Below are 20523 nucleotides of genomic sequence, written 5' to 3' on the forward strand. Positions count from 1 at the left end.
CAGGCATGCTGTAAACGAGTTGATTTCATCGGTCTGGCTCGCGGGTCAGCCCTGACAGGTGTGTGGCGGTGCGGACTGAAAGAGCGCAGTCCGCACAGGCTGTAAGCAGAGTGGTCATCCTGGATGGCCCTCTGCGAAACCGGGGCTTGCCCCTGCGACCCGCTCAACCCACGCAAGGTCGCATTGAATACATTCCTCCCGGCAATCTTAGGATTGCCGTTTTTTTTGCCTTACCGCCACCAGACATGACAACGCCAGCCCGAAGGCTGGCGTTGTGGACACGCAGGGGAGATCCATCACTGGGTCATGGTCAGCCCGTTGCTGTCGGCCCCCAGCAGCAACTTCTTGCCGGGGATGACCCGGCCACTGAGCAGGGCCTGGGCCAGGGGGTTCTCCACCTTCTGCTGGATCGCCCGCTTGAGGGGTCGCGCCCCGTAGACGGGATCGAAACCGGCGTGGACCAGCTTGGTCAGCAGCTCCTCGCTCACCTCCACCTCGAAGCCCTGGGACTCCAGGCGGCCCATCAGGCTCTTCAGCTGGATGCGGGCGATGGACTTGATGTGATCCTCGCCGAGGGGGTGGAACACCACAGTCTCGTCGATCCGGTTGATGAACTCCGGGCGGAAGCTGCGGGTCAGCAGCTCCATCAACAGGGCCTTCATCTCCTCATAGTCCTTCTCCGCGTAGTGCTCCTGGATGAGATCCGAGCCGAGGTTGGAAGTCATGATGACGACTGTGTTGCGAAAATCGACGGTGCGACCCTGACCATCGGTCAGGCGACCGTCGTCCAGCACCTGCAGCAGGATGTTGAACACATCCGGGTGGGCTTTTTCCACCTCGTCCAGCAGGATCACCGAGTAGGGGCGACGGCGTACCGCCTCGGTGAGATAACCCCCCTCCTCGTAGCCCACGTATCCCGGAGGCGCCCCCACCAGCCGGGCCACGCTGTGCTTCTCCATGAACTCGGACATGTCGATGCGCACCATGGCGTCCTGGGTATCGAACAGGAACTCGGCCAGCGCCTTGCACAGCTCTGTCTTGCCCACCCCGGTGGGGCCGAGGAACAGGAAGGAGCCGATGGGGCGGTTCGGATCGGACAGCCCGGCCCGGGAGCGGCGAATGGCGTTGGAGACGGCGTCCACCGCCTCCTCCTGGCCGATCACCCGGCTGTGCAGTTGCTCTTCCATCCGCAGCAGCTTGTCCCGCTCCCCTTCCAGCATCCGCGCCACCGGAATGCCGGTCCAGCGCGCCAAGACGTCTGCGATCTCCACGTCGGTGACCCGGTTGCGCAGCAGGCTGGTCTCCTGCATCTCCGCCTGGGTGGCGAGGTCGAGCTGTTTCTCCAGTTCGGGGATGCGGCCATATTGCAGCTCGGACATGCGGCCAAGATCCCCGGCCCGGCGGGCCACCTCGAGATCCTGACGAGCCTGCTCCAGCGCCGCCTTGATGTGCTGGGTACCGGCCAGCGCCGCCTTCTCGGCCTTCCACACCTCTTCCAGCTCGTTGTATTCCCGCTCCTTCTCGGTCAGCTCATGGTTGAGCAGATCGAGGCGCTTGCGGCTGGCGTCGTCGTCCTCCTTCATCAGCGCCTGCTGCTCCAGTTTCAGCTGGATGATGCGCCGCTCCAGCCGGTCCAGGGATTCGGGCTTGGAGTCGATCTGCAGCCGTATGCTGGCCGCCGCCTCGTCGATGAGGTCGATGGCCTTGTCAGGCAGCTGGCGATCCGCGATGTAGCGGTGGGAGAGCTGGGCCGCCGCGACGATGGCGGGGTCTGTGATCTGCACATGGTGGTGCAGCTCGTAGCGCTCCTTCAAGCCGCGCAGTATGGCGATGGTGTCCTCCACCGAGGGCTCCTCCACCAGCACCTTCTGGAAACGGCGCTCCAGGGCGGCGTCTTTCTCCACGTACTGGCGATATTCATCCAGGGTGGTGGCACCGACGCAGTGAAGCTCACCGCGCGCCAGGGCCGGTTTGAGCATGTTGCCCGCGTCCATGGCCCCCTCGCCCTTGCCGGCGCCGACCATGGTGTGCAGCTCGTCCACGAAGAGGATGACGCTGCCCTCCTCCTTGGCGAGATCGCTCAGCACCGCCTTGAGCCGCTCCTCGAACTCGCCGCGGTACTTGGCACCGGCCACCAGGGCCCCCATGTCCAGCGACAACACCCGCTTGTTCTTGAGCCCTTCCGGCACCTCGCCGTTGATGATGCGCTGGGCCAGCCCCTCGACGATGGCAGTCTTGCCGACGCCGGGGGCACCGATCAGCACCGGGTTGTTCTTGGTACGGCGCTGCAGCACCTGGATGGTGCGGCGGATCTCTTCATCCCGGCCGATCACCGGATCGAGCTTGCCGAGTTCGGCCCGCTCGGTGAGATCTATGGTGTACTTCTCCAGCGCCTGGCGGTTCTCCTCGGCGTTGGCATCATCGATCTTCTTGCCGCCACGCACCTTGTCGATGGCCGCTTCGAGTTTTTCCTTGGTCAGGCCCTGGGCGCGCAGCAGCTCTCCCAGGTTGCCCTTCTCGTCCAGGGCCGCCAGCACGAACAGCTCGGACGAGATGAACTGATCCTTGCGCTGCTGGGCCAGCTTGTCGCAGACGTTGAGCAGACGGCCGAGGCCGCTGGACAGTTGCACGTCCCCTTCGACGCCACTCACCTTGGGCAGGCGGTCAAGCTCTTCCCCCAGACGGGAGCGCAGAGCATTGATGTCGAGCCCGGTCAGGGTCAGCAGCGGACGGATGGAGCCGCCATCCTGATTGAGCAGGGCGGCCATCAGGTGGACGGGTTCGATGAATTGGTGGTCACGACCCAGTGCGAGAGACTGGGCATCGGAAATGGCAACTTGGAATTTGCTGGTCAGGCGATCGAGGCGCATTGCACTCCCCCTTGAAAACGGACACCGCTTGTGCGGCAAACAACAGAACTTTCTGACTAGGAAGATGAGGCCCGTGCGGGTTATTTCAAGGGGCGGGGCTGGTTATTTTTTCTGCAAGGCGGGGAGAAGGCAGGATCCCCGCCCCTCTCGCGCGGATCTGGTCATGAGAGGGGCGGGGTATTACTTTTCGGATGCCTAACTGGCGCTTAGTGGGCCAACCAGATGAGGGAGGCCATGCGCCCGCTCTGGCCGTCATGACGACATGACGACATGACGACACGACGGCACGACGGCACGACGGCACGACGACATGGGCAGTAGAACTGCGCTCTGCACGGGAGGCAATCCCCAGAGACAACTACTCGGCCAGCCAGATGGCGGAGGCCATGCGGCCGGTCTGGCCGTCGCGGCGATAAGAGTAGAACCGATCACTATCGCTGAAGGTGCAGAACTCGCCGCCATAGATGGCGGTGACGCCGGCGCGGGCCAGGCGCAGCCGGGCCAGCAGGTAGATATCCGCCAGCCACTTGTCCTCGTTGGCCGAGGGCACGAAGGCATCAGCCGACTCGGCCTGCACCGCCATGAAGGCATCGCGCACCTCGCCCCCCACCTCGAATGCAGCAGGGCCTATGGCGGGGCCAAGCCAGGCCAGGATCTGGTCCGGCGCACAGCCCATGGCGGCGATACTCGCCTCCAGCACGCCACCCTCTTCATCGCCCAGCAGCCCGCGCCAACCGGCATGGGCGGCGGCCACCACGGTACCGGCCCGGTCGCAAAACAGCACCGGCAGGCAGTCGGCGGTCATGACGATGCAGGCCAGCCCGGCCTCGTGGGCGCAGGCGGCATCGGCATCCGGGGCGTCTTCATACTGGTTGCTGACCGGATGAACGGTGGTGCCATGCACCTGATTGAGCCAGTTGAGAGGGGCCGGGATCCCCGCCGCCTGCTGCAATCTGGCCCGGTTGGCCGCGACCCGTGTCGGCTCGTCCCCCACATGGGCACCCAGATTGAGGCCGGCGAAGGCCCCTTCGCTCAGGCCACCGTCCCGAGTGGTGGAGAGGGCTCGCACCCGCGCCGGGGCGGGCCAGTCCGGTTGAATGGTCTTCATCTGTCACTCCTTTATGCTGCCTCTGCCTGCTGCCATAAAAAGCGGGGCACCCACTGGGTGCCCCGCCGCCATGCTCACGGGATCGCCGCGAAGCGGACCCTCAACCCCAGATCAGATCATCCGGGTTGGCCAGGGTATCGGCGCGCATCGCCTCCATCAAGTCCACCATGTCCTGAGGGGTGGGGGAGTGCCACTGCATCACCTCACCCGTGATGGGGTGTGCCAGTTGCAGCATGGTGGCGTGCAGGGCCTGGCGATGGAAGCCTCGCAGCGCGGCGGTCAGCTCCGGGGTGGCGTTACGCAGCAGACGCATGCGACCACCATAGACGGGATCACCGACCAGGGGGTGCTTGATGTGCGCCATGTGAACCCGGATCTGGTGAGTTCGGCCGGTTTCCAGCCGCAGCCGCAGCCGGGTATGGCCGCGGAACTTCTCGTGCACCCGATAGTGGGTCACGGAATCACGGCCGTTGGGAATGACGGCCATGTGGGTACGCTGGGTCGGGTGACGGCCGATGGGGGCGTCGACCGTGCCCCCTGCGGTCATGTGGCCGATGGCGACCGCCTCGTACTCACGGGTGATCTGGCGCGCCTGCAGCGCCTCCACCAGGTGGGTCTGGGCGGGAATGGTCTTGGCGATCACCATGAGGCCCGTGGTGTCCTTGTCCAGACGGTGCACTATGCCGGCACGGGGAACCTCGGCGATGTCGGGATAGCGATGCAGCAAGGCGTTGAGCACGGTACCGTCCGGCGTGCCCGCCCCCGGGTGCACCACCAGACCGGCCGGCTTGTCGATCACCAGGATGTGTTCGTCTTCGAAGACGATGTTGAGGGCTATGTTCTGGGCATCCCAGCGGGTGTCATCTTCCAGCTCGACCGTCACATGGACCTGCTGCCCGGAGATGACTTTCTCCCTTGGTGTGTTGGCAACCTGACCATCCAGGGTCACTCTGTCTTGCAGGATCCACTCCTTGATCCGGGTGCGGGAGTAGTCGGGAAATATTTCTGCCAGAGCCTGATCGAGTCGCTGCCCGAATTGGTGATCCTGGAATTCGCCTGTTAATTCAATATGCTGGCTCATGTATGGTCTCTTGAGCGGGGGTTTCAATTCGAAATAATCCGGGTATTCTAGCTTTTCTTTTAGCCAAGCATAACGGATACTTTGCCAATTTCGTGGAAATGGACCGGATGTTGTTGATGGGAAAGAAGTCTCACCTGCTGATGTCGCTCGCCTTGGTCGCTACCCTGATCACTGGCTGTTCCAGCACCAAACCCAAGGTTCCCGACGAACCGCCGGAAACCCTGTACCAGAAAGCACGCCTCAAGCTGGATGCCGGCAACTATGTGAATGCCATCGAGTTATTGGAAGCATTGGACTCCAGATACCCGTTCGGTGCTTACTCCAACCAGGTGCAGCTCGACCTCATCTATGCCTACTACAAGCAGGATGACACCGCCCAGGCGACCGCCAATATCGACCGTTTCATCCGCCTCAACCCGGCGCACAAGAACATCGATTACGTCTTCTACATGCGCGGCCTGACCAACATGGCGGCGGATTACAACTTCTTCCAGGACTTCTTCGGCATCGATCGGGATGACAAGGATCCCTCCTACGCCCGCCAGGCGTTCCAGGACTTCAAGACACTGCTGCAGAACTACCCTAACAGTAGCTATGCCGCCGATGCCCGCGCCCGTATGATTGGCCTGAAGAACCGTCTCGCCCGCTACGATCTCAGCGTCGCCCAGTATTACGTGAAGCGTGATGCCCTGATCGCCGCCGCCAACCGGGCCAAGCAGGTGGTCGAGACCTACCCGGACACGCCCGAGACCGAAGCGGCGCTCGAGATCATGATCGAGTCTTACGAGACCCTCAAGATGCCGACCCTGGCCCAGCATGCCCGTGAGGTGCTGGCCAAGAACTACCCGGAGAACCGCCACGCCAAGGGGTGATGGCGCCGCACTCCCGACAAAAAACCGATGACCATGGTCATCGGTTTTTTTTTGCCTGACGCTGGGGCGGCGGTGCCGTTCTGCCGCCCCTCTGTTCCAGCCGCTGGCTCAGTTGCGCTGCTTGGCCCGCATGATGTTGATGATCTCGATGTCGGTATCCAGCATGCCCTGCCTGGAGAGCTGCCCCAGATTGGCGATGGTCTGATCCACGTCATCGGAGACGATGCCCTCGCTCTGGGGCACCCTCAGGTTGTTGACCGCCATCAGGGAAGACTTCACCGCCGCCGAGGTGGAGGTGGAGACCTTCATGGAGCAGGCGCTGCCGGCGCCGTCGCAGATGATGCCGGACACATCCCCAATCATGTTGTTGATGCAGTGACTGATCTGCTCGAACCTGCCCCCCAGCAGCCAGGTGATGGCGGCGCCGGCCCCCATGGCGGCCGTGCTGGCGGCGCACAGGGCGGAGAGCTTGTTCTGGTACATCTTGATGTAGATGGCCACCAGATGGCTCATCACCAGTGCCCGGGTCAGCTGCTCCTCGCTGGAGCCGAGGAAACGGGCGGCGGCCACCACCGGCATGGTGGCGGCGATGCCCTGATTGCCCGAGCCCGAGTTGGACATGGCGGGCAGCATGGCGCCATCCATGCGCGCGTCCGATGCGGCAGACGACAAGCGCATGGCGAGCGTCATCAGATCGTCGGAGAGCAGCTTGCGCTCCACCTGATCGGTCAGCATCTTGCCGATGCTCAGGCCATAGCCCTGCAAGCCTTCGTCCGCCAGGGCCTGGTTCATGGTGGCGGCCTCAGCGATGAAGGCTATCTCGGCGAGCGGGACCTCGAGGGCAAACTCGACTATCTCCTTCAGGGTCAAAGCCGGCCTGGCTGACCTGGCTGGCTGGATCTGCACCCCGGGCGCGCTGGCTTGCGTCATCAGCACCTCGCCATCGCGCTCCATCAACACGATGCGGGTGTGATCCGTGCAGATCACCACCCGGGCACTGTGGCCATCGGCCTCGGCCAGCACCTCGGCGTAGAGCACATCGGGCACGTCCTTCACATCCACCTTGATGAGGGGCAGCAGCGCCTTGGCGGCGTCCACCTGGGCCGGGGTGAGGCCCTTGAGCACCTCCAGCCCCGCATCCGGGTTGCCCCCCGTGATGCCGACTGCGGCGGCCACCGGCAGGCCTATCATGCCGGTGCCGGGTACCCCGACCCCCATGCCGTTCTTGAACAGGTTGCCGCTGACCCAGACGCTGATGCGGGTCGGATCCTGCCCCAGCAGCCTGCGGCAGTTGGCGGCGGCCAGGGCCACCGACATGGGCTCGGTGCAGCCCAGGGCAGGCACCACTTCGCGCTTGAGCAGGGCAATAAATTCGATCCATTGTGACTTCATCTGCGTGTGCTCCATGGTCGGGCGCTGCCCCTGTTGCATCTCATCAAACATCTATTATTGCGGAAAATCTCAAATTTAGTTGAGTCGTCCCGCGCGGATGGCAGGCATTATGCCCGACTTTTGAGCGATTGCCACGGCCGGTTGGCGACGCCGGCGTCACCTGGCTATCGGGTGATGCCAGAGGCGGGAGGATGAACGATACCATGGACTGCGGGGGGCGTGCGGAGATGAAAAAGGGGGGCCTGAGCCCCCCTGGATATGCGTTGCGAAACAGGCGATCAGAGCGCCTTGAGGATCGCCTCGACGCTGGCCTTGGCATCGCCAAACAGCATCTGGGTGTTGTCCTTGAAGAACAGCGGGTTCTGCACGCCGGCGTAGCCGGTGTTCATGGAGCGCTTGAAGCCAATGACGTTCTGCGCCTTCCACACTTCCAGCACCGGCATGCCGGCGATGGGGCTGCCCGGATCTTCCATGGCTGCCGGGTTGACGGTGTCGTTGGCACCGATCACCAGCACCACGTCGGTGTCGCCGAAGTCTTCGTTGATCTCGTCCATTTCCAGCACGATGTCGTACGGTACCTTGGCTTCCGCCAGCAGCACGTTCATATGGCCCGGCAGACGACCGGCAACCGGGTGGATACCGAAGCGCACCTTGACGCCGCGCTCGCGCAGCTTGTGGGTGATCTCGGCCACCGGGTACTGGGCCTGCGCCACCGCCATGCCGTAGCCCGGGGTGATGATGACGGAGTGGGCGTTCTTGAGCATGTCGGCCACATCTTCGGCGTTGGTCTCGCGGTATTCACCCATCTCCTGATCCGCCGTGGAGGCGACACCGTCGGAGCCGAAGCCACCGGCGATGACGGAGATGAAGGAGCGGTTCATCGCCTTGCACATGATGTAGGACAGGATGGCACCGGAGGACCCCACCAGGGCACCCACCACGATCAGCAGGTCGTTGGAGAGCATGAAGCCCGCCGCCGCCGCCGCCCAACCAGAGTAGGAGTTGAGCATGGAGACCACCACCGGCATGTCCGCGCCACCGATGGAGGCGACCAGATGCCAGCCGAACGCGAAGGCGATCAGGGTCATCAGGATCAGCGCCATGGTGGAGCCACCGACGTTGACGAAGTAGACCAGCAGCGCCAGGGAGACCAGTACCGCCAGCAGGTTCAGCTTGTGGCGGTGCGGCAGCATCAGCGGCTTGGAAGAGATGAGGCCGCGCAGCTTGCCGAACGCCACCACGGAACCGGTGAAGGTCACGGCACCGATGAAGACGCCCAGGAAGACTTCCACCAGGTGGATGTTCAGCATGGCGCCGGAGAGGTGCTCGGCCTGTACGGCCTGGGCCGCCTGCTCGAACGCCGCCCGGGCCGCGGCCAGGGTCGCATCCAGGTTGGAGCCGACGGAGACGACGACTTCAGCCGGCGCGGAGGGGTGCAGGTCGATGAAGCTGTTGAAGCCCACCAGCACCGCCGCCATGCCCACGAAGCTGTGCAGCACGGCCACCAGCTCGGGCATCTCGGTCATCTCGACCTTGAGCGCCAGACGCACGCCGATGGCGCCGCCGATGACCATGGCCAGTACTATCCAGTGCACGCCACTGGTTTCCGGGTTGAGTACGGTGGCGATGAGGGCGATGGCCATCCCCGCGATACCGAACAGGTTGCCATGCTTGGCCGTTTCTTGCTTCGACAGTCCCGCGAGACTGAGGATGAAGAGCACGGCGGCAACGATATAGGATGCTGTTACCAGTCCTTGAGACACGTTAAACCCCCTTAATCCTTACGGAACATCTTCAGCATGCGCTGAGTGACGGTGAAGCCACCGAAGATGTTGATACTGGCAATCAGCACGGCGACAAACGAGAGCGCGGTGACGAGCGTTGAACCCTGACCAATCTGCAGCAGAGCGCCGACCACTATGATGCCGGAGATGGCATTGGTGACCGACATCAGCGGCGTGTGCAGGGCGTGAGAGACGTTCCACACCACGTAGTAACCGACCACGCAGGCCAGGATGAAGACGGTGAAGTGGGAGAGGAAGGCGGCAGGTGCCACCGCGGCCACCCAACCGAAGGCGGCGATACCGAGGGCACCGAACACGAACTTCTTGTTGGAGGGCTTCTTCTCTTCGGCCTTCTTGGCCTCGACCTTGGCGGCAGGCTTCTGCGGCGCGGCGGAGACGGCGATGGCGGGGGGCGGGAAGGTCACGTCACCGGCCTGGATCACCGTCATGTTGCGCTGCACCACGTCGTCGAAGTCGATGGCAACCTGGCCGTCCTTCTCCTTGCACATCAGCTTCATCAGGTTGACCAGGTTGGTGCCGTAGAGCTGGGAGGATTGGGCGGGCAGACGACCCGGCAGATCGGTGTAACCGATCACCTTGACGCCGTTGTCGGTGACATGCAGTTCACCCGATACCGTGTATTCGCAGTTGCCGCCGGCCTGGGCCGCCATGTCCACGATGACGGAGCCCGGCTTCATGCTGTCCACCATCTCCTTGGTGATCAGCTTGGGTGCCGGCTTGCCCGGGATCAGGGCGGTGGTGATGATGATGTCCACTTCCTTGGCCTGCTGGGCAAACAGCGCCATCTCGGCCGCGATGAACTCTTCGCTCATCACCTTGGCGTAACCATCGGAGGAGGAACCATCCTCGCCGCCGAAGTCCAGCTTGAGGAATTCCCCACCCATGGACTCGATCTGCTCGGCTACTTCCAGACGGGTATCGAACGCACGCACGATGGCACCGAGGGAACCTGCGGTCCCGATGGCGGCCAGACCGGCCACACCGGCACCGATCACTAGTACCTTGGCGGGCGGGACTTTACCGGCGGCGGTGATCTGGCCGGTGAAGAAGCGACCGAACTGGTGGGCGGCCTCGACCACGGCGCGATAGCCGCCGATGTTGGCCATGGAGGAGAGGGCATCGAGGGACTGGGCACGGGAGATCCGCGGCACCATGTCCATCGCCATCACATTGATGTTGCGCGCGGACAGCTTCTTGACCAGCTCGGGATTCTGGGCGGGCCAGATGAAGCTCACCAGGGTGGCACCATCCTTAATTTCGGCGATCTCGGCATCGGTCGGCGCGTTGACCTTGAAGACAAGGTCGGCTTGCCAGACGTTCGGCACCACGCTGGCACCGGCCGCCTCGAAGGCGGCATCATCGAAGCTGGCCAGCTGGCCGGCGCCGGCCTCGACAGCCACCTCGAAGCCGAGCTTTTTCAGCTGCTCGACAGTGGCCGGGGTCGCTGCGACCCGGGTCTCACCGGCGAGACTCTCTCTCGGTATTCCAATCTGCATGACTATTCCCTGATGGTTAATAATTAATCGCGACCTAGTGTCTCATTTCTGGCGAAACAAGGCGCGGCCAAATTGCAGGCCAAGGACTCTTTGTTATGAAAATCAGCAGGCTCTCCCGCAACCTCCTGTCATGGTCAGGCCCCCGCTTTTCAGGTGCGAAGGTGATTAGTATCAAATTTTGGAGTTTTATTACAACCACGGTCCCGGGCGGGCGGGTAAAGAATTCGGTCCATCGTGAACCCTGATTAAAAAAAACAAACCAAATTAGAGGCTTAATACCAGCAAAATGCGCTGAAAAAAGTGATCCAACCAGTCAAAAAAAATGTTTTGCCGGCCCTCTATCTTAGCGTTTTTTGTTCTTATGAAATCTGCCGTTGGCGCATCTGATGAGGCGAAAGGGGAAAAAGTAACCTTTTTGCAACGACAGAGGGACCCAGCCCCCGCCATCGGGCGGGTTCGGGTCCCCTGGTTCAGCCCCTGGCAGAGCCCGGGATCCGCGCTCGCCTGTTACCAGGCGGCTTCATAAATATGCCGGCTCTGCACCAGATCGATGTCACCGTGCTCGCCGAGGGCGATCATGCCGTGCTCTTCTAGCTTGGCCAGCAGGGTATCGATACGGGCGTCGGCCACGTAATCCCGCAGCCGGGTCTTGATCCCCATCCGCTCGAAGAAGTCGCGGGTGGCTTTGATCGCGCCGTCGATGCGTTCCTCGTCACTGCCGCTGCGCAGATCCCAGACCCGCTCGGCGTATTGCAGCAGCTTGGCGCGCTTCTGCTCGCGCTTGGCCTGCAGCAGGGCGGGCAGCACCACCGCCAGGGTCTGGGCGTGATCCAGGCCGTGCAGGGCGGTCAGCTCGTGGCCCAGCATGTGGGTGGCCCAGTCCTGGGGCACGCCGGCGCCGATCAGGCCGTTGAGCGCCAGGGTGGCGCTCCACATGATGTTGGCGCGCACGTCGTAGTTTTCCGGCTCCACCAGCGCCTTGGGGCCCTCCTCGGCCAGGGTCAGCAGCAGCCCTTCGGCGAAGCGATCCTGCACCTTGGCATCCACCGGGTAGGTGAGGTACTGCTCCAGGGTGTGGATGAAGGCATCCACCACGCCGTTCGCCACCTGACGGGCGGGCAGGGTGTAGGTGAGCACGGGGTCGAGCACGGCGAAGCGCGGCATCACCAAGGGCGAGAAGAAGTGCTGCTTGTCCCCTGTGCTCTTGCGGGTGATCACCGCGCCCATGTTCATCTCGGAGCCGGTGGCCGGCAGGGTCAGCACGCTGCCCAGGGGAATGGCGGAGGCCACCTCACCCCCGACGGTCTCGAGGATGTGCCAGGGGTCTTTGGCCGGATCGTAGTGAGCGGCCGCGGCGATGAACTTGGTGCCGTCCAGCACTGAGCCGCCGCCCACGGCGAGCAGGAAGTCGATGCGCTCGGCGCGGGCCAGCTCGACGGCGCCCATCAGGGTCTCGTAAGCCGGGTTGGGCTCGATGCCGCCAAATTCAAACAGGGTCAGGCCCGCCAGCTCGCTGCGGATCTGCGCCAGCAGGCCGCTGCGCACCACGCTGCCGCCACCGTAGGTGACCAGGATGCGGGCGTCGGCCGGGATCTGGCCGCGCAGCTGGGCCACCTGGCCCTTGCCGAACAGCACCTTGGTGGGGGTGTGCAGGATGAAGTTGTTCATGGGATCTCCCGGGGTGATCGTAGTCGGTAAGGTATGGGTTGCATTTTTCTCTTATAACCACCTACCATCAAGGGAACTTTCTGCCGATTTCTTGCCTATTTCTACTGAGCCTGGATAAATGAGTACAAATCAGCCCGTCGCGGCGACCCAGCAGTCCGCCCTCGCCAGCCGGCTCGCCGCCCTGGCGCCACACCCGGGGATCACCGCCGCCCCCGTGCCCGGCGTGCACCTCATCTACACCACCGAGCACCACGACCGCATCCCTGTGCTCTACCGCCCGCGCATGATCATCATCCTGCAGGGGCACAAGGTGGGTTATCTCTCGGACTTCACCTTCCGCTACGACCCCGAGCACTACCTGATGATGACCCTGCCGCTGCCGTGCGAGTGCGAGTGCTTCGCCTCCCCCGAGTCCCCCCTGGTGGGGCTCTCGCTGGAGATCGACGTGGCGGCGCTGCAGGCCCTGCTGCTGGAGATGGGGGACGCCGCCCCCGCCCCGGCGGAGCCGGGCCGCGGCGTGGTCTCCGTGCCCCTCTCCGAGACCATGCTCTGCGCGGTGGAGCGCCTCATCGAGGTGATGGACAAGCCGCTCCACGCCCGGGTGCTGGGGCCCCAGATAGTGCGCGAGATCCTGTTCCACGCCCTGCACGAAGGGGGGGCCCCCGCCCTGCTGGCCATGGCCAGCCGTCACAGCCAGGTGAGCCAGATAGCCCGGGTGCTGCGTATCATGGAGCAGCGCTTTACCGAGAACCTGACGGTGGAGGAGCTGGCCCGGGAGGCGAACATGAGCGTCTCGGCCTTCCACCACCACTTCAAGGCGGCCACCGCCACCTCGCCACTGCAGTACATCAAGACCCTGCGCCTGCACAAGGCGCGGCTGATGATGCTGCACGATGGCCTCAAGGCCGGGGTGGCGGCGGACAGGGTAGGCTACGAGAGCGGCTCCCAGTTCAGCCGCGAATACAAACGCTTCTTTGGCAACACCCCGAGCGAGCACGCGGCACGCTTTCGCTCGGGACAACTGCGTATCGTGGAGGGATGACATGCGCACACCGATCCTGCTCGTTCTGGCCCTGCTGACCACCGCCTGCACCGGCCTCGCCGATGGCATCCGCCCCGTCACCGGCTTCCAGCTCGACCGCTACCTGGGTACCTGGTACGAAATCGCCCGCCTCGATCACGGTTTCGAGCGGGGGCTGGAGCGGGTGAGCGCCAGCTACAGCCTGCGGGATGACGGCGGGGTCAGGGTGATCAACCGGGGGCAGGACGAGCAGGGCGTCTGGCGCGAGGCCGAGGGCAAGGCCTACTTCGTGGGCAAGCCGGATGAGGGGCGGCTCAAGGTGAGCTTCTTCGGTCCCTTCTACGGCGGCTACAACGTCATCGATCTGGACCCCGACTACCAGCTCTCCCTGGTGACCAGCTACCACCATGACTACCTGTGGATCCTCGCCCGCTCCCCCCAGCCGCCCAGGGAGAAGATGGATGCCCTGGTGGCCAGGGCAAAAGGGCTGGGCTTTGCCACCGACCAGCTTATCTGGGTCAGGCAGGCCCCCTGAGCAGACAAGGGCAGCCCGTGGGCTGCCCTTGTCGTTGCTGGAATGGCGGGATGATCAGAGCCGGAAGCGACCCACCTCCTGCTCCAGCCGCTCGGTCAAAGACTTGAGCTCGGCGGCCTGGGCGGCCTCTTCCCGCGCCTGCTCCGCCAATTCCTGGGAGACGTGGCGGATGTTCTCTGTGTTGCGGCTGATCTCGCCGGTCACCGAGGTCTGCTCCTCGGCCGCCGCCGCGATCTGGGTCGCCATGTCGCTGATGGAGCCGATAGCCTCGTTGATCCGCGCCAGGCTGAGATTCGCCGCTTCGGCGTCCTCCACGCTGGTGCCCGCCAGCTGACGGCTGGTCTCCATGCCCCCCACGGCGCGGCGGGTGGTCTGCTGCAGCGCCTCGATCATCTGCTGGATCTCGGCGGTGGAGTCGTGGGTGCGGCGCGACAGCACCCGCACCTCGTCCGCCACCACGGCGAAACCACGGCCCTGCTCCCCGGCCCGGGCCGCCTCGATGGCGGCGTTGAGCGCCAGCAGGTTGGTCTGCTCGGCGATGCCGCTGATGGTGGCCAGGATGCCGCTGATCTTCTGCGCGTGGCCATCCAGCTCGTGGATGGTCTGGCTGGCATCGGCCACCTCGTCCGCCAGACCCGTGATGCTGCGCTGGCTCTGGCCGACCTGGGACTGACCGGCTACCGCCAGCCTGACCGCATCCCCTGAGGTGGTGGCGGCAAACTCGGCGTTGCCGGCAATCTCCTGAGTGGCGGAGGCCATCTCGGTCACCGCGGTCGCCACCATGACGATCTCGTCCTGCTGCTGGCGCACCCGCTGGCTGCGGGCCTGGGCCCCCGCCGCCTGGGTGCGGGACTGGGCCGCCAGCTCGACGGTCACATCCCGCAGCCGGCTGACGATGCCGTGCAGCCGGGCCACGAACAGGTTGAAGTTCTGGGCCAGCTGCCCCACCTCGTCCTTGCTGTTGGCGGTTATCTGCACCGTGAGATCCCCCTCGCCGTGGGCGATGTCGGCCAGCGCCTTGGAGACCCGGCCGAGATCGGCGAACAGGTAGTTGAACATGGCGATGAGCAGGGCGCCGAACACCAGCAGCAGCACCAGGGTCAGCCCCACCAACTGCCACAGCAGGGTGGCGAAGGGTGCCTCCAGCACCTCCTTGTACATCACCATGGCCAGCAGCCAGTCGGTGCCGGGCACTCCCTGCACCGACATCAGCACCTCGCGCCCGTCTATGGTGGCACCATGGAGCTGGTTGCTGCTCTCGCCCCACTGGCGGAAGGTGGCGGCAGAGAGCCCGGGCGCCAGCTCAGCCACCGGCTTGAGGGCCAGATCCTTGTTCGGGTGGCCGACGATGAGGCCGCTGCTGTCGAGCAGCATGGCGTACCCCTCCCCCTGCACCTTCATCGCCAGCACCTCGTCGATCAGCGTGTCGAGGGCCAGGTTGGCCCCCACGGCGCCCACCAGCTCGCCCTGATGGCGCACCGGCTCGGCCAGGGTCACCACCAGTTTTTGCATGGTCACGCTGACGTAGGGGGCTGTGACGATCAGCCTGCCCGCCTTGACCGCGTCCTGATACCAGGGGCGCTCGCGAGGGTCGTAGTCGCCGGTGTTGAGGGAAGGGTCCTGGCGCGTCATCACCCCCTGCACAGAGCCAAAGTAGGTGAGACCGAAGCCGCCCGAGGTATAGGCCTGCTTCAGGTGGGGCACCAGGGTCGCCTGGGGATTGTCGGCGATGACGGCGGTCAGGGCCTCGACCGCGTGCTTGCGGTCCGCCATCCAGCTGCCGATGGCCACCGAGTGGGCATGGCCATAGTTGACCGCCTCGCTCTGGATGGCGCTCATGGTGCGGGATTTGAGGGTGTGGAAGGCGACGATGCCGAGCAGGGCTGCCATCAGCAGCACTACCCCCAGGCTGGTCGCGAGCAACTTGCCGCGCAAAGAGAGTGTCATGACTACGGATCCTTGTGATGACGGGAGGCCAGAAACACCCCCATCTTGCTAGAGGATATCGGCGACGGCATCGCTGGACTTTAGTCAATCACCTCAGTTTCCTGATCCTCTGCAACAGGATCTGCCGTGAGTCACGAAAATCTCGCCCCCGCCCCATCTCTCACCGCCCTGACGTCCCCACCGCCCAATCGTGATGGTGACCAGGGGCGGACGAGTGCTCGGCACTCCCCAGCCAAGGTGCCTGGGATGACAAGTCGGAGTCCTATCGTGAATGCTGTGCAAGGTATCGACCCCATTGCCTCAGGCTATCGGGGCCCACCTCATCACTCGATTTGCCCAGAAGAAGGAAGATAAGGCGATGGCTGAAGGGTGGCTCCATCTCACCCACTCAGGTGTATAGGGCGCCCTCAACGGGTATCAGGTTCGGGCGGCACCCAAGGGGAGACGGGCGATGCAGACAAGGGGCCAATCGGCGAGCAGGCCCTGGCGGCGGCCCCTCGATGACCGAGGGGGCTGAGCTCAGGCCCAGGGCACCCGCCTGGGCTGTCATGCGAGGGGAACAATCAGCTAAGCACAGAAATGCGAAAAGCCAGCTCAATGAGCTGGCTTTTCTGAATCTGGCAGGGGCGGAGGGATTCGAACCCCCAACCATCGGTTTTGGAGACCGCTGTTCTACCAATTGGAACTACGCCCCTGCAACAAACGAGGCGAATTATACAAAGCCGGGATCAAAGGTAAAGGCTTTTTTCAGGATTGTGGCGCGATTGCACGATTGCTGTACAACGAGGCCGATTTTGCCACCCCACCGAGGATAACTGGCTGTATTTGCAGCCGGTGCCAACTAGGAAAGCCGCAGAATAGGGATTAGGGTAGAGGGTGAGCAGGGAGGTACGCATATGCTCAACTATCGACTATTGCAGCTGTTGGCCCCGCTCAACTTCAGGGATGAGCGCAAGACGGAGTCTCTGCCCGACTATCTGGCCCGGGTTGCCCCCCTGGTGCCGGCCATTCCCGAGAATGTGCTGGCCCAATGGATTTACCGCCATTGGCGCGGCTTTGAGTCCAACTGGAGTTTTCTCGATCTCGCCTGCCACGGCTTCGAGTGCCAGGCCTGGGATACGGCCCGCGTCGTGAGCCAGATAGGCTCCCGCCATATGGAGGTGATAGCGCGTTGGCAGGAGCTGTTTTGCCACAACCGCTATGTGCGCCGCTCCTGGCTGGGCGCCGACATGCTGAGCCGGGGCAGCTGGCCCGAACCCATCATAGTGCTCGCCCCCGAGCCTGGCGGCCGCTATCCGGACGGCCAACCTCTGCCACAACCCTATTGCCTGCTGGAGGGACACCACAGGCTGGCCTATCTGCGCGCCATGGTCGCCGAAGGAGCGCCCCTGCAACCCAGCCATCAGGTCTGGATTTGTCGACCCGTTCACGACAGTTAAACGTTTTTTTGCCGCTAAAATGCCCGAAAAATAAATTTTTGACAATTCAAAAACCAGCCCTATAATCGGTGCGGTTTTGAAAAAGGTCGGGACAGGACGATGCCGTTTTTGATGAAAAAAGCAGCCTTGCAGACGGGTGGAGCGCACCAGAGCGGCCCCGTTGTTTCCGGTTCCCGCCCCGCAGATCCCCCGTTTCTTTTGAAAAGAGCCCCTGTTTCAGGGGCTTTTTTTTGCGCCAGAAAACCCTCCATTGATGTCAAAGGGAATGCAGACGATGACCAATCCTCTCTATAACAAACACGTCATCTCCATCTCGGACCTGTCCCGCGCCGAGATGGAACTGGTGGTCGAAACCGCACAGCGGCTCAAGGCCGAGCCCAACAACCTGCTGTTGAAAGACAAGCTGATCGCGAGCTGCTTCTTCGAGGCCTCCACCCGTACCCGCCTCTCGTTCGAGACCGCGGTGCAGCGCCTGGGGGGCAACATCATCGGCTTCGCCGACGGCGGCAACACCAGCGCCAAGAAGGGTGAGACCCTGGCCGACTCCATCAAGATCATCAGCTCCTACACCGATGCCGTGGTGATGCGCCACCCGAAGGAAGGGGCGGCCCGCCTCGCCTCCGAGTTCTCCCGGGTGCCGGTCATCAACGGCGGTGACGGCTCCAACCAACACCCGACACAGACTCTGCTCGACCTCTTCTCCATCCATGAGACGCAAGGGCGCCTGGACGGCCTCAACGTCGCCTTCGTCGGCGACCTCAAATACGGCCGCACCGTCCACTCCCTGGCCCAGGCCCTGAGCCTGTTCAACTGCCGCTTCTTCTTCATCTCTCCCGAGGCGCTGGCGATGCCGGATTACCTGTGCGAGGAGCTGGAAGAAAAAGGCATCCAGTTCAGCGTCCACGAGACCATGGAGGAGGTGATGCCCATGCTCGACATCCTCTACATGACCCGGGTGCAGAAGGAGCGCTTCGACGAGACCGAGTACAAGCACATGGCCGCCAAATTCGTGCTGGAGCTGGCGACCCTGGAGGGGGCCAAGCCCACCATGAAGATCCTGCATCCCCTGCCCAGGGTCGACGAGATCGAAGTGGCCGTCGACAAGACCCCCCACGCCTACTACTTCCAGCAGGCGGAAAACGGGGTCTATGCACGCCAGGCACTGCTGGCACTGGTACTGAACGAAACTGTCTGAGCCGAGGGAATATCATGTCCGACAAGAACCAACTGCAAGTCGAAGCCATCCGTCACGGCTCCGTCATCGACCACGTCCCCGCCGGCCAGGGCATCAAGATCCTCAAGCTGTTCCAGCTGATCGAGACCCAGGAGCGGATCACCGTCGGTTTCAACCTCAAATCCGGGGCGCTCGGCAAGAAGGATCTCATCAAGATCGAGAACACCCGGCTGACCGAACAACAGGCTAACCAGCTGGCGCTGTTCGCCCCCAAGGCGACCGTCAACATCATCGAAGACTTCAATGTGGTGAAGAAACACCAGCTGGCCCTGCCGGAGTTCATCGCAGGGGTCTTCCACTGCCCCAACTCCAACTGCATCTCCCACAACGAGCCGGTGGACAGCTACTTCAGCGTGCGCGAGGTGAAAGGGGCGGTGCGGATGAAGTGCAAATACTGCGAGAAGTCCTTCACCCAGGACATCGTCAGCGAGCGCTACTGATGGCGCCTGCGAGGCGAGCACGTACGGATCTGATATTGGGCCCCGAGGGGCTAATGCCGATCAGTTAAGGATCCATTGACCGATCCTCCTGATGTGTAAAAATCCGAAACCTGTTGATTTGGTTTCGGATTTTTTATGCGTATCGAACAGGCTCTCGACTTCCTCCACGCCAGCAATATGGCCCAGTTTGAGTCACTCTCTGACCTCATTCCCCCCGCGCTCATCACCTCCCTGCTCGGCGAAGAGGGCGTCGCCACTCTGCGCCGTCGCCGCATGCCCATGGAACGTCTGGTCTGGGCCATCATCGGCATGGCCATGTTCCGCAACGTCCCCATGACCCAGCTGGTCAATCAACTCGATATCCTGCTGCCCGGTGACCGCCCCTTCGTCGCCCCCAGCGCCTTCCTGCAAGCTCGCCAAAAGCTTGGCCACAAGAGCATTGCGCGGCTGTTTCACGAGACTGCCACAGGTTGGCACCAGCAGGCCAATCACCCCGGTTGGGCCGGGCTGCAACTGCTCGCCGTCGATGGCGTGATGTGGCGCACACCCGATACTCCGGACAATGCCGCCGCCTTTGCCAAGCCCGGCACCCAGCATGGCGAGACCGCCTATCCCCAGGTGCGCATGCTCTGTCAGATGGAGCTGACCAGCCATCTGCTGGTTCAGGCCGTGATGGAGAGTTGTGCCGTCAACGAGATGGTGCTGGCCGAGCAACTTATTGCACGCACACCGGACCACTCGCTGACCCTGTTTGACAGAGGCTTCTACTCCTTTGGCCTGCTCCACGCCTGGCAGCGTGCTGGCAGTGAGCGGCACTGGCTGCTGCCGCTCAAGAAGGGCACCCAATACGAGGTGGTACGCAAGCTGGGGCGCCAGGATGCGCTGGTGCAGCTCAAGACCAGTCCGCAGGCGAGGAAGAAGTGGCCGCAGTTGCCAGAGGCAATAGAAGCCCGCTTGCTGACGCGCACTATCAACGGCAAGGAGCGCCAAGTGCTGACCTCGATGGTCGACCCGATGCGCTTCCCGGGGGCTGACATCGTGGAGCTGTATGGCCATCGCTGGGAAATCGAACTGGGGTATCGGGAGATGAAACACAGCCTGCAGCAGCACAGACTGACCCTGCGCAGCAAGAAGGCGACGGGGATACGGCAAGAGCTGTGGGGCGTGCTGCTGGCCTATAACCTGCTGCGTAGCCAGATGGTGAAGATGGCGGCGAGCCTGAAGGGATACACGGCGAGCCAGCTGAGTTTTCACATGGCGTCGGTGTACCTCATCCATGAACTGAGCTGCATGCCGTATGTGTCACCGGGGAATATCCCGGGGCGGGTGGCGGAGCTGGAGAAGCAGGCGGGGCAGTTTGTGCTGCCGGCACGAAGAGAGCGAAGTTACCCTCGCTGCGTGAAGCCAAGACCACAGAAGTACAGTGTGAAAAAAGCCAATAAAAACAATGCCAGTCAGCCTTAACTGACTGGCATTACCGCTACACTCGGGGCTTTCTAGCAGGCAGTGTAGAGGGCACCAAAGGATCCATGGGCTGCCGATCATGAAACATCTTCTGCAATCCCTTCAGAGGGCCGGGGGGATGGTGTGCTACATCTTCTCCGTGACACCGAAA

The 20523-nt window shown here is 63.2% G+C and carries 15 protein-coding genes and 1 tRNA gene; 7 read left to right on the top strand and 9 right to left on the bottom strand.

The genetic code is table 11. From position 1 onward, the window contains the following. Positions 1 to 296 precede the first annotated feature (296 nt). The 3 genes from clpB to rluD all read right to left on the bottom strand — a co-directional run bounded on the left by clpB (position 297) and on the right by rluD (position 5059). On the bottom strand, positions 297 to 2870 hold the full coding sequence (gene clpB / locus ACW5W4_RS05390; protein WP_456688667.1) for an ATP-dependent chaperone ClpB: 2574 nt from the start codon (positions 2868 to 2870) through the stop codon (positions 297 to 299). A 358-nt stretch (positions 2871 to 3228) separates the two neighbouring features. Beyond that, positions 3229 to 3978: a peptidoglycan editing factor PgeF gene (gene pgeF / locus ACW5W4_RS05395; protein WP_456688668.1), complete on the bottom strand. Its 750-nt coding sequence runs from the start codon at positions 3976 to 3978 to the stop codon at positions 3229 to 3231. A 100-nt stretch (positions 3979 to 4078) separates the two neighbouring features. Beyond that, positions 4079 to 5059 carry a 23S rRNA pseudouridine(1911/1915/1917) synthase RluD gene (rluD, locus tag ACW5W4_RS05400; protein ID WP_427261235.1) on the bottom strand — a complete coding sequence of 327 codons (981 nt, stop codon included), beginning with the start codon at positions 5057 to 5059 and terminating at the stop codon, positions 4079 to 4081. Between the two features lie 116 nt (positions 5060 to 5175). Here rluD and ACW5W4_RS05405 point away from each other — a divergent pair, with 116 nt between their 5' ends. Then, positions 5176 to 5931, top strand: coding sequence for an outer membrane protein assembly factor BamD (locus ACW5W4_RS05405; RefSeq protein WP_427261234.1), 756 nt, complete (start codon positions 5176 to 5178; stop codon positions 5929 to 5931). 108 nt (positions 5932 to 6039) lie between these two features. On the opposite strand, the gene ACW5W4_RS05410 is transcribed toward ACW5W4_RS05405, so the two are convergent. The 4 genes from ACW5W4_RS05410 to yqhD form a co-directional block, all read right to left on the bottom strand. Further along, on the bottom strand, positions 6040 to 7338 hold the full coding sequence (locus ACW5W4_RS05410) for an L-cysteine desulfidase family protein (RefSeq protein WP_456688784.1): 1299 nt from the start codon (positions 7336 to 7338) through the stop codon (positions 6040 to 6042). Between the two features lie 263 nt (positions 7339 to 7601). Continuing rightward, entirely contained in the window at positions 7602 to 9086 is a 1485-nt protein-coding gene (gene pntB / locus ACW5W4_RS05415) for a Re/Si-specific NAD(P)(+) transhydrogenase subunit beta (RefSeq protein WP_041997926.1), read from the bottom strand. A gap of 11 nt (positions 9087 to 9097) precedes the next feature. Further along, the gene (locus tag ACW5W4_RS05420; RefSeq protein WP_456688669.1) at positions 9098 to 10624 is read right to left on the bottom strand and encodes a Re/Si-specific NAD(P)(+) transhydrogenase subunit alpha; all 1527 of its coding nucleotides are present in this window, start codon (positions 10622 to 10624) and stop codon (positions 9098 to 9100) included. A 507-nt stretch (positions 10625 to 11131) separates the two neighbouring features. Beyond that, on the bottom strand, positions 11132 to 12292 hold the full coding sequence (gene yqhD, locus ACW5W4_RS05425) for an alcohol dehydrogenase (protein ID WP_456688670.1): 1161 nt from the start codon (positions 12290 to 12292) through the stop codon (positions 11132 to 11134). Positions 12293 to 12410: 118 nt separating this feature from the next. On the opposite strand from yqhD, the gene ACW5W4_RS05430 reads away from it, so the two are divergent. Both ACW5W4_RS05430 and ACW5W4_RS05435 read left to right on the top strand, forming a co-directional pair. Continuing rightward, positions 12411 to 13334, top strand: a complete 924-nt coding sequence (locus tag ACW5W4_RS05430) for an AraC family transcriptional regulator N-terminal domain-containing protein (RefSeq protein WP_456688671.1) — start codon at positions 12411 to 12413, stop codon at positions 13332 to 13334. 1 nt (position 13335) lies between these two features. Next, positions 13336 to 13848, top strand: coding sequence for a lipocalin family protein (locus ACW5W4_RS05435; RefSeq protein ID WP_456688672.1), 513 nt, complete (start codon positions 13336 to 13338; stop codon positions 13846 to 13848). Between the two features lie 54 nt (positions 13849 to 13902). On the opposite strand, the gene ACW5W4_RS05440 is transcribed toward ACW5W4_RS05435, so the two are convergent. Together ACW5W4_RS05440 and ACW5W4_RS05445 are read right to left on the bottom strand one after the other, a co-directional pair. Further along, positions 13903 to 15795: a methyl-accepting chemotaxis protein gene (locus ACW5W4_RS05440; protein ID WP_456688673.1), complete on the bottom strand. Its 1893-nt coding sequence runs from the start codon at positions 15793 to 15795 to the stop codon at positions 13903 to 13905. A gap of 618 nt (positions 15796 to 16413) precedes the next feature. Beyond that, a tRNA-Trp gene (locus ACW5W4_RS05445) sits at positions 16414 to 16490 on the bottom strand. A 201-nt stretch (positions 16491 to 16691) separates the two neighbouring features. On the opposite strand from ACW5W4_RS05445, the gene ACW5W4_RS05450 reads away from it, so the two are divergent. The 4 genes from ACW5W4_RS05450 (at position 16692) to ACW5W4_RS05465 (ending at position 20372) form a co-directional block, all read left to right on the top strand. Further along, on the top strand, positions 16692 to 17234 hold the full coding sequence (locus ACW5W4_RS05450) for a hypothetical protein (RefSeq protein ID WP_456688674.1): 543 nt from the start codon (positions 16692 to 16694) through the stop codon (positions 17232 to 17234). Between the two features lie 274 nt (positions 17235 to 17508). After that, positions 17509 to 18429, top strand: coding sequence for an aspartate carbamoyltransferase (gene pyrB, locus ACW5W4_RS05455; RefSeq protein ID WP_427261227.1), 921 nt, complete (start codon positions 17509 to 17511; stop codon positions 18427 to 18429). Positions 18430 to 18443: 14 nt separating this feature from the next. After that, positions 18444 to 18908, top strand: coding sequence for an aspartate carbamoyltransferase regulatory subunit (gene pyrI / locus ACW5W4_RS05460; RefSeq protein WP_427261226.1), 465 nt, complete (start codon positions 18444 to 18446; stop codon positions 18906 to 18908). A 135-nt stretch (positions 18909 to 19043) separates the two neighbouring features. Further along, positions 19044 to 20372 (top strand): IS4-like element ISAeme12 family transposase, encoded by a 1329-nt coding sequence (locus tag ACW5W4_RS05465; protein WP_456688675.1) that lies wholly within the window; start codon positions 19044 to 19046, stop codon positions 20370 to 20372. Positions 20373 to 20523: the final 151 nt, after the last annotated feature.

It is taken from the genome of Aeromonas crassostreae (assembly GCF_054052445.1).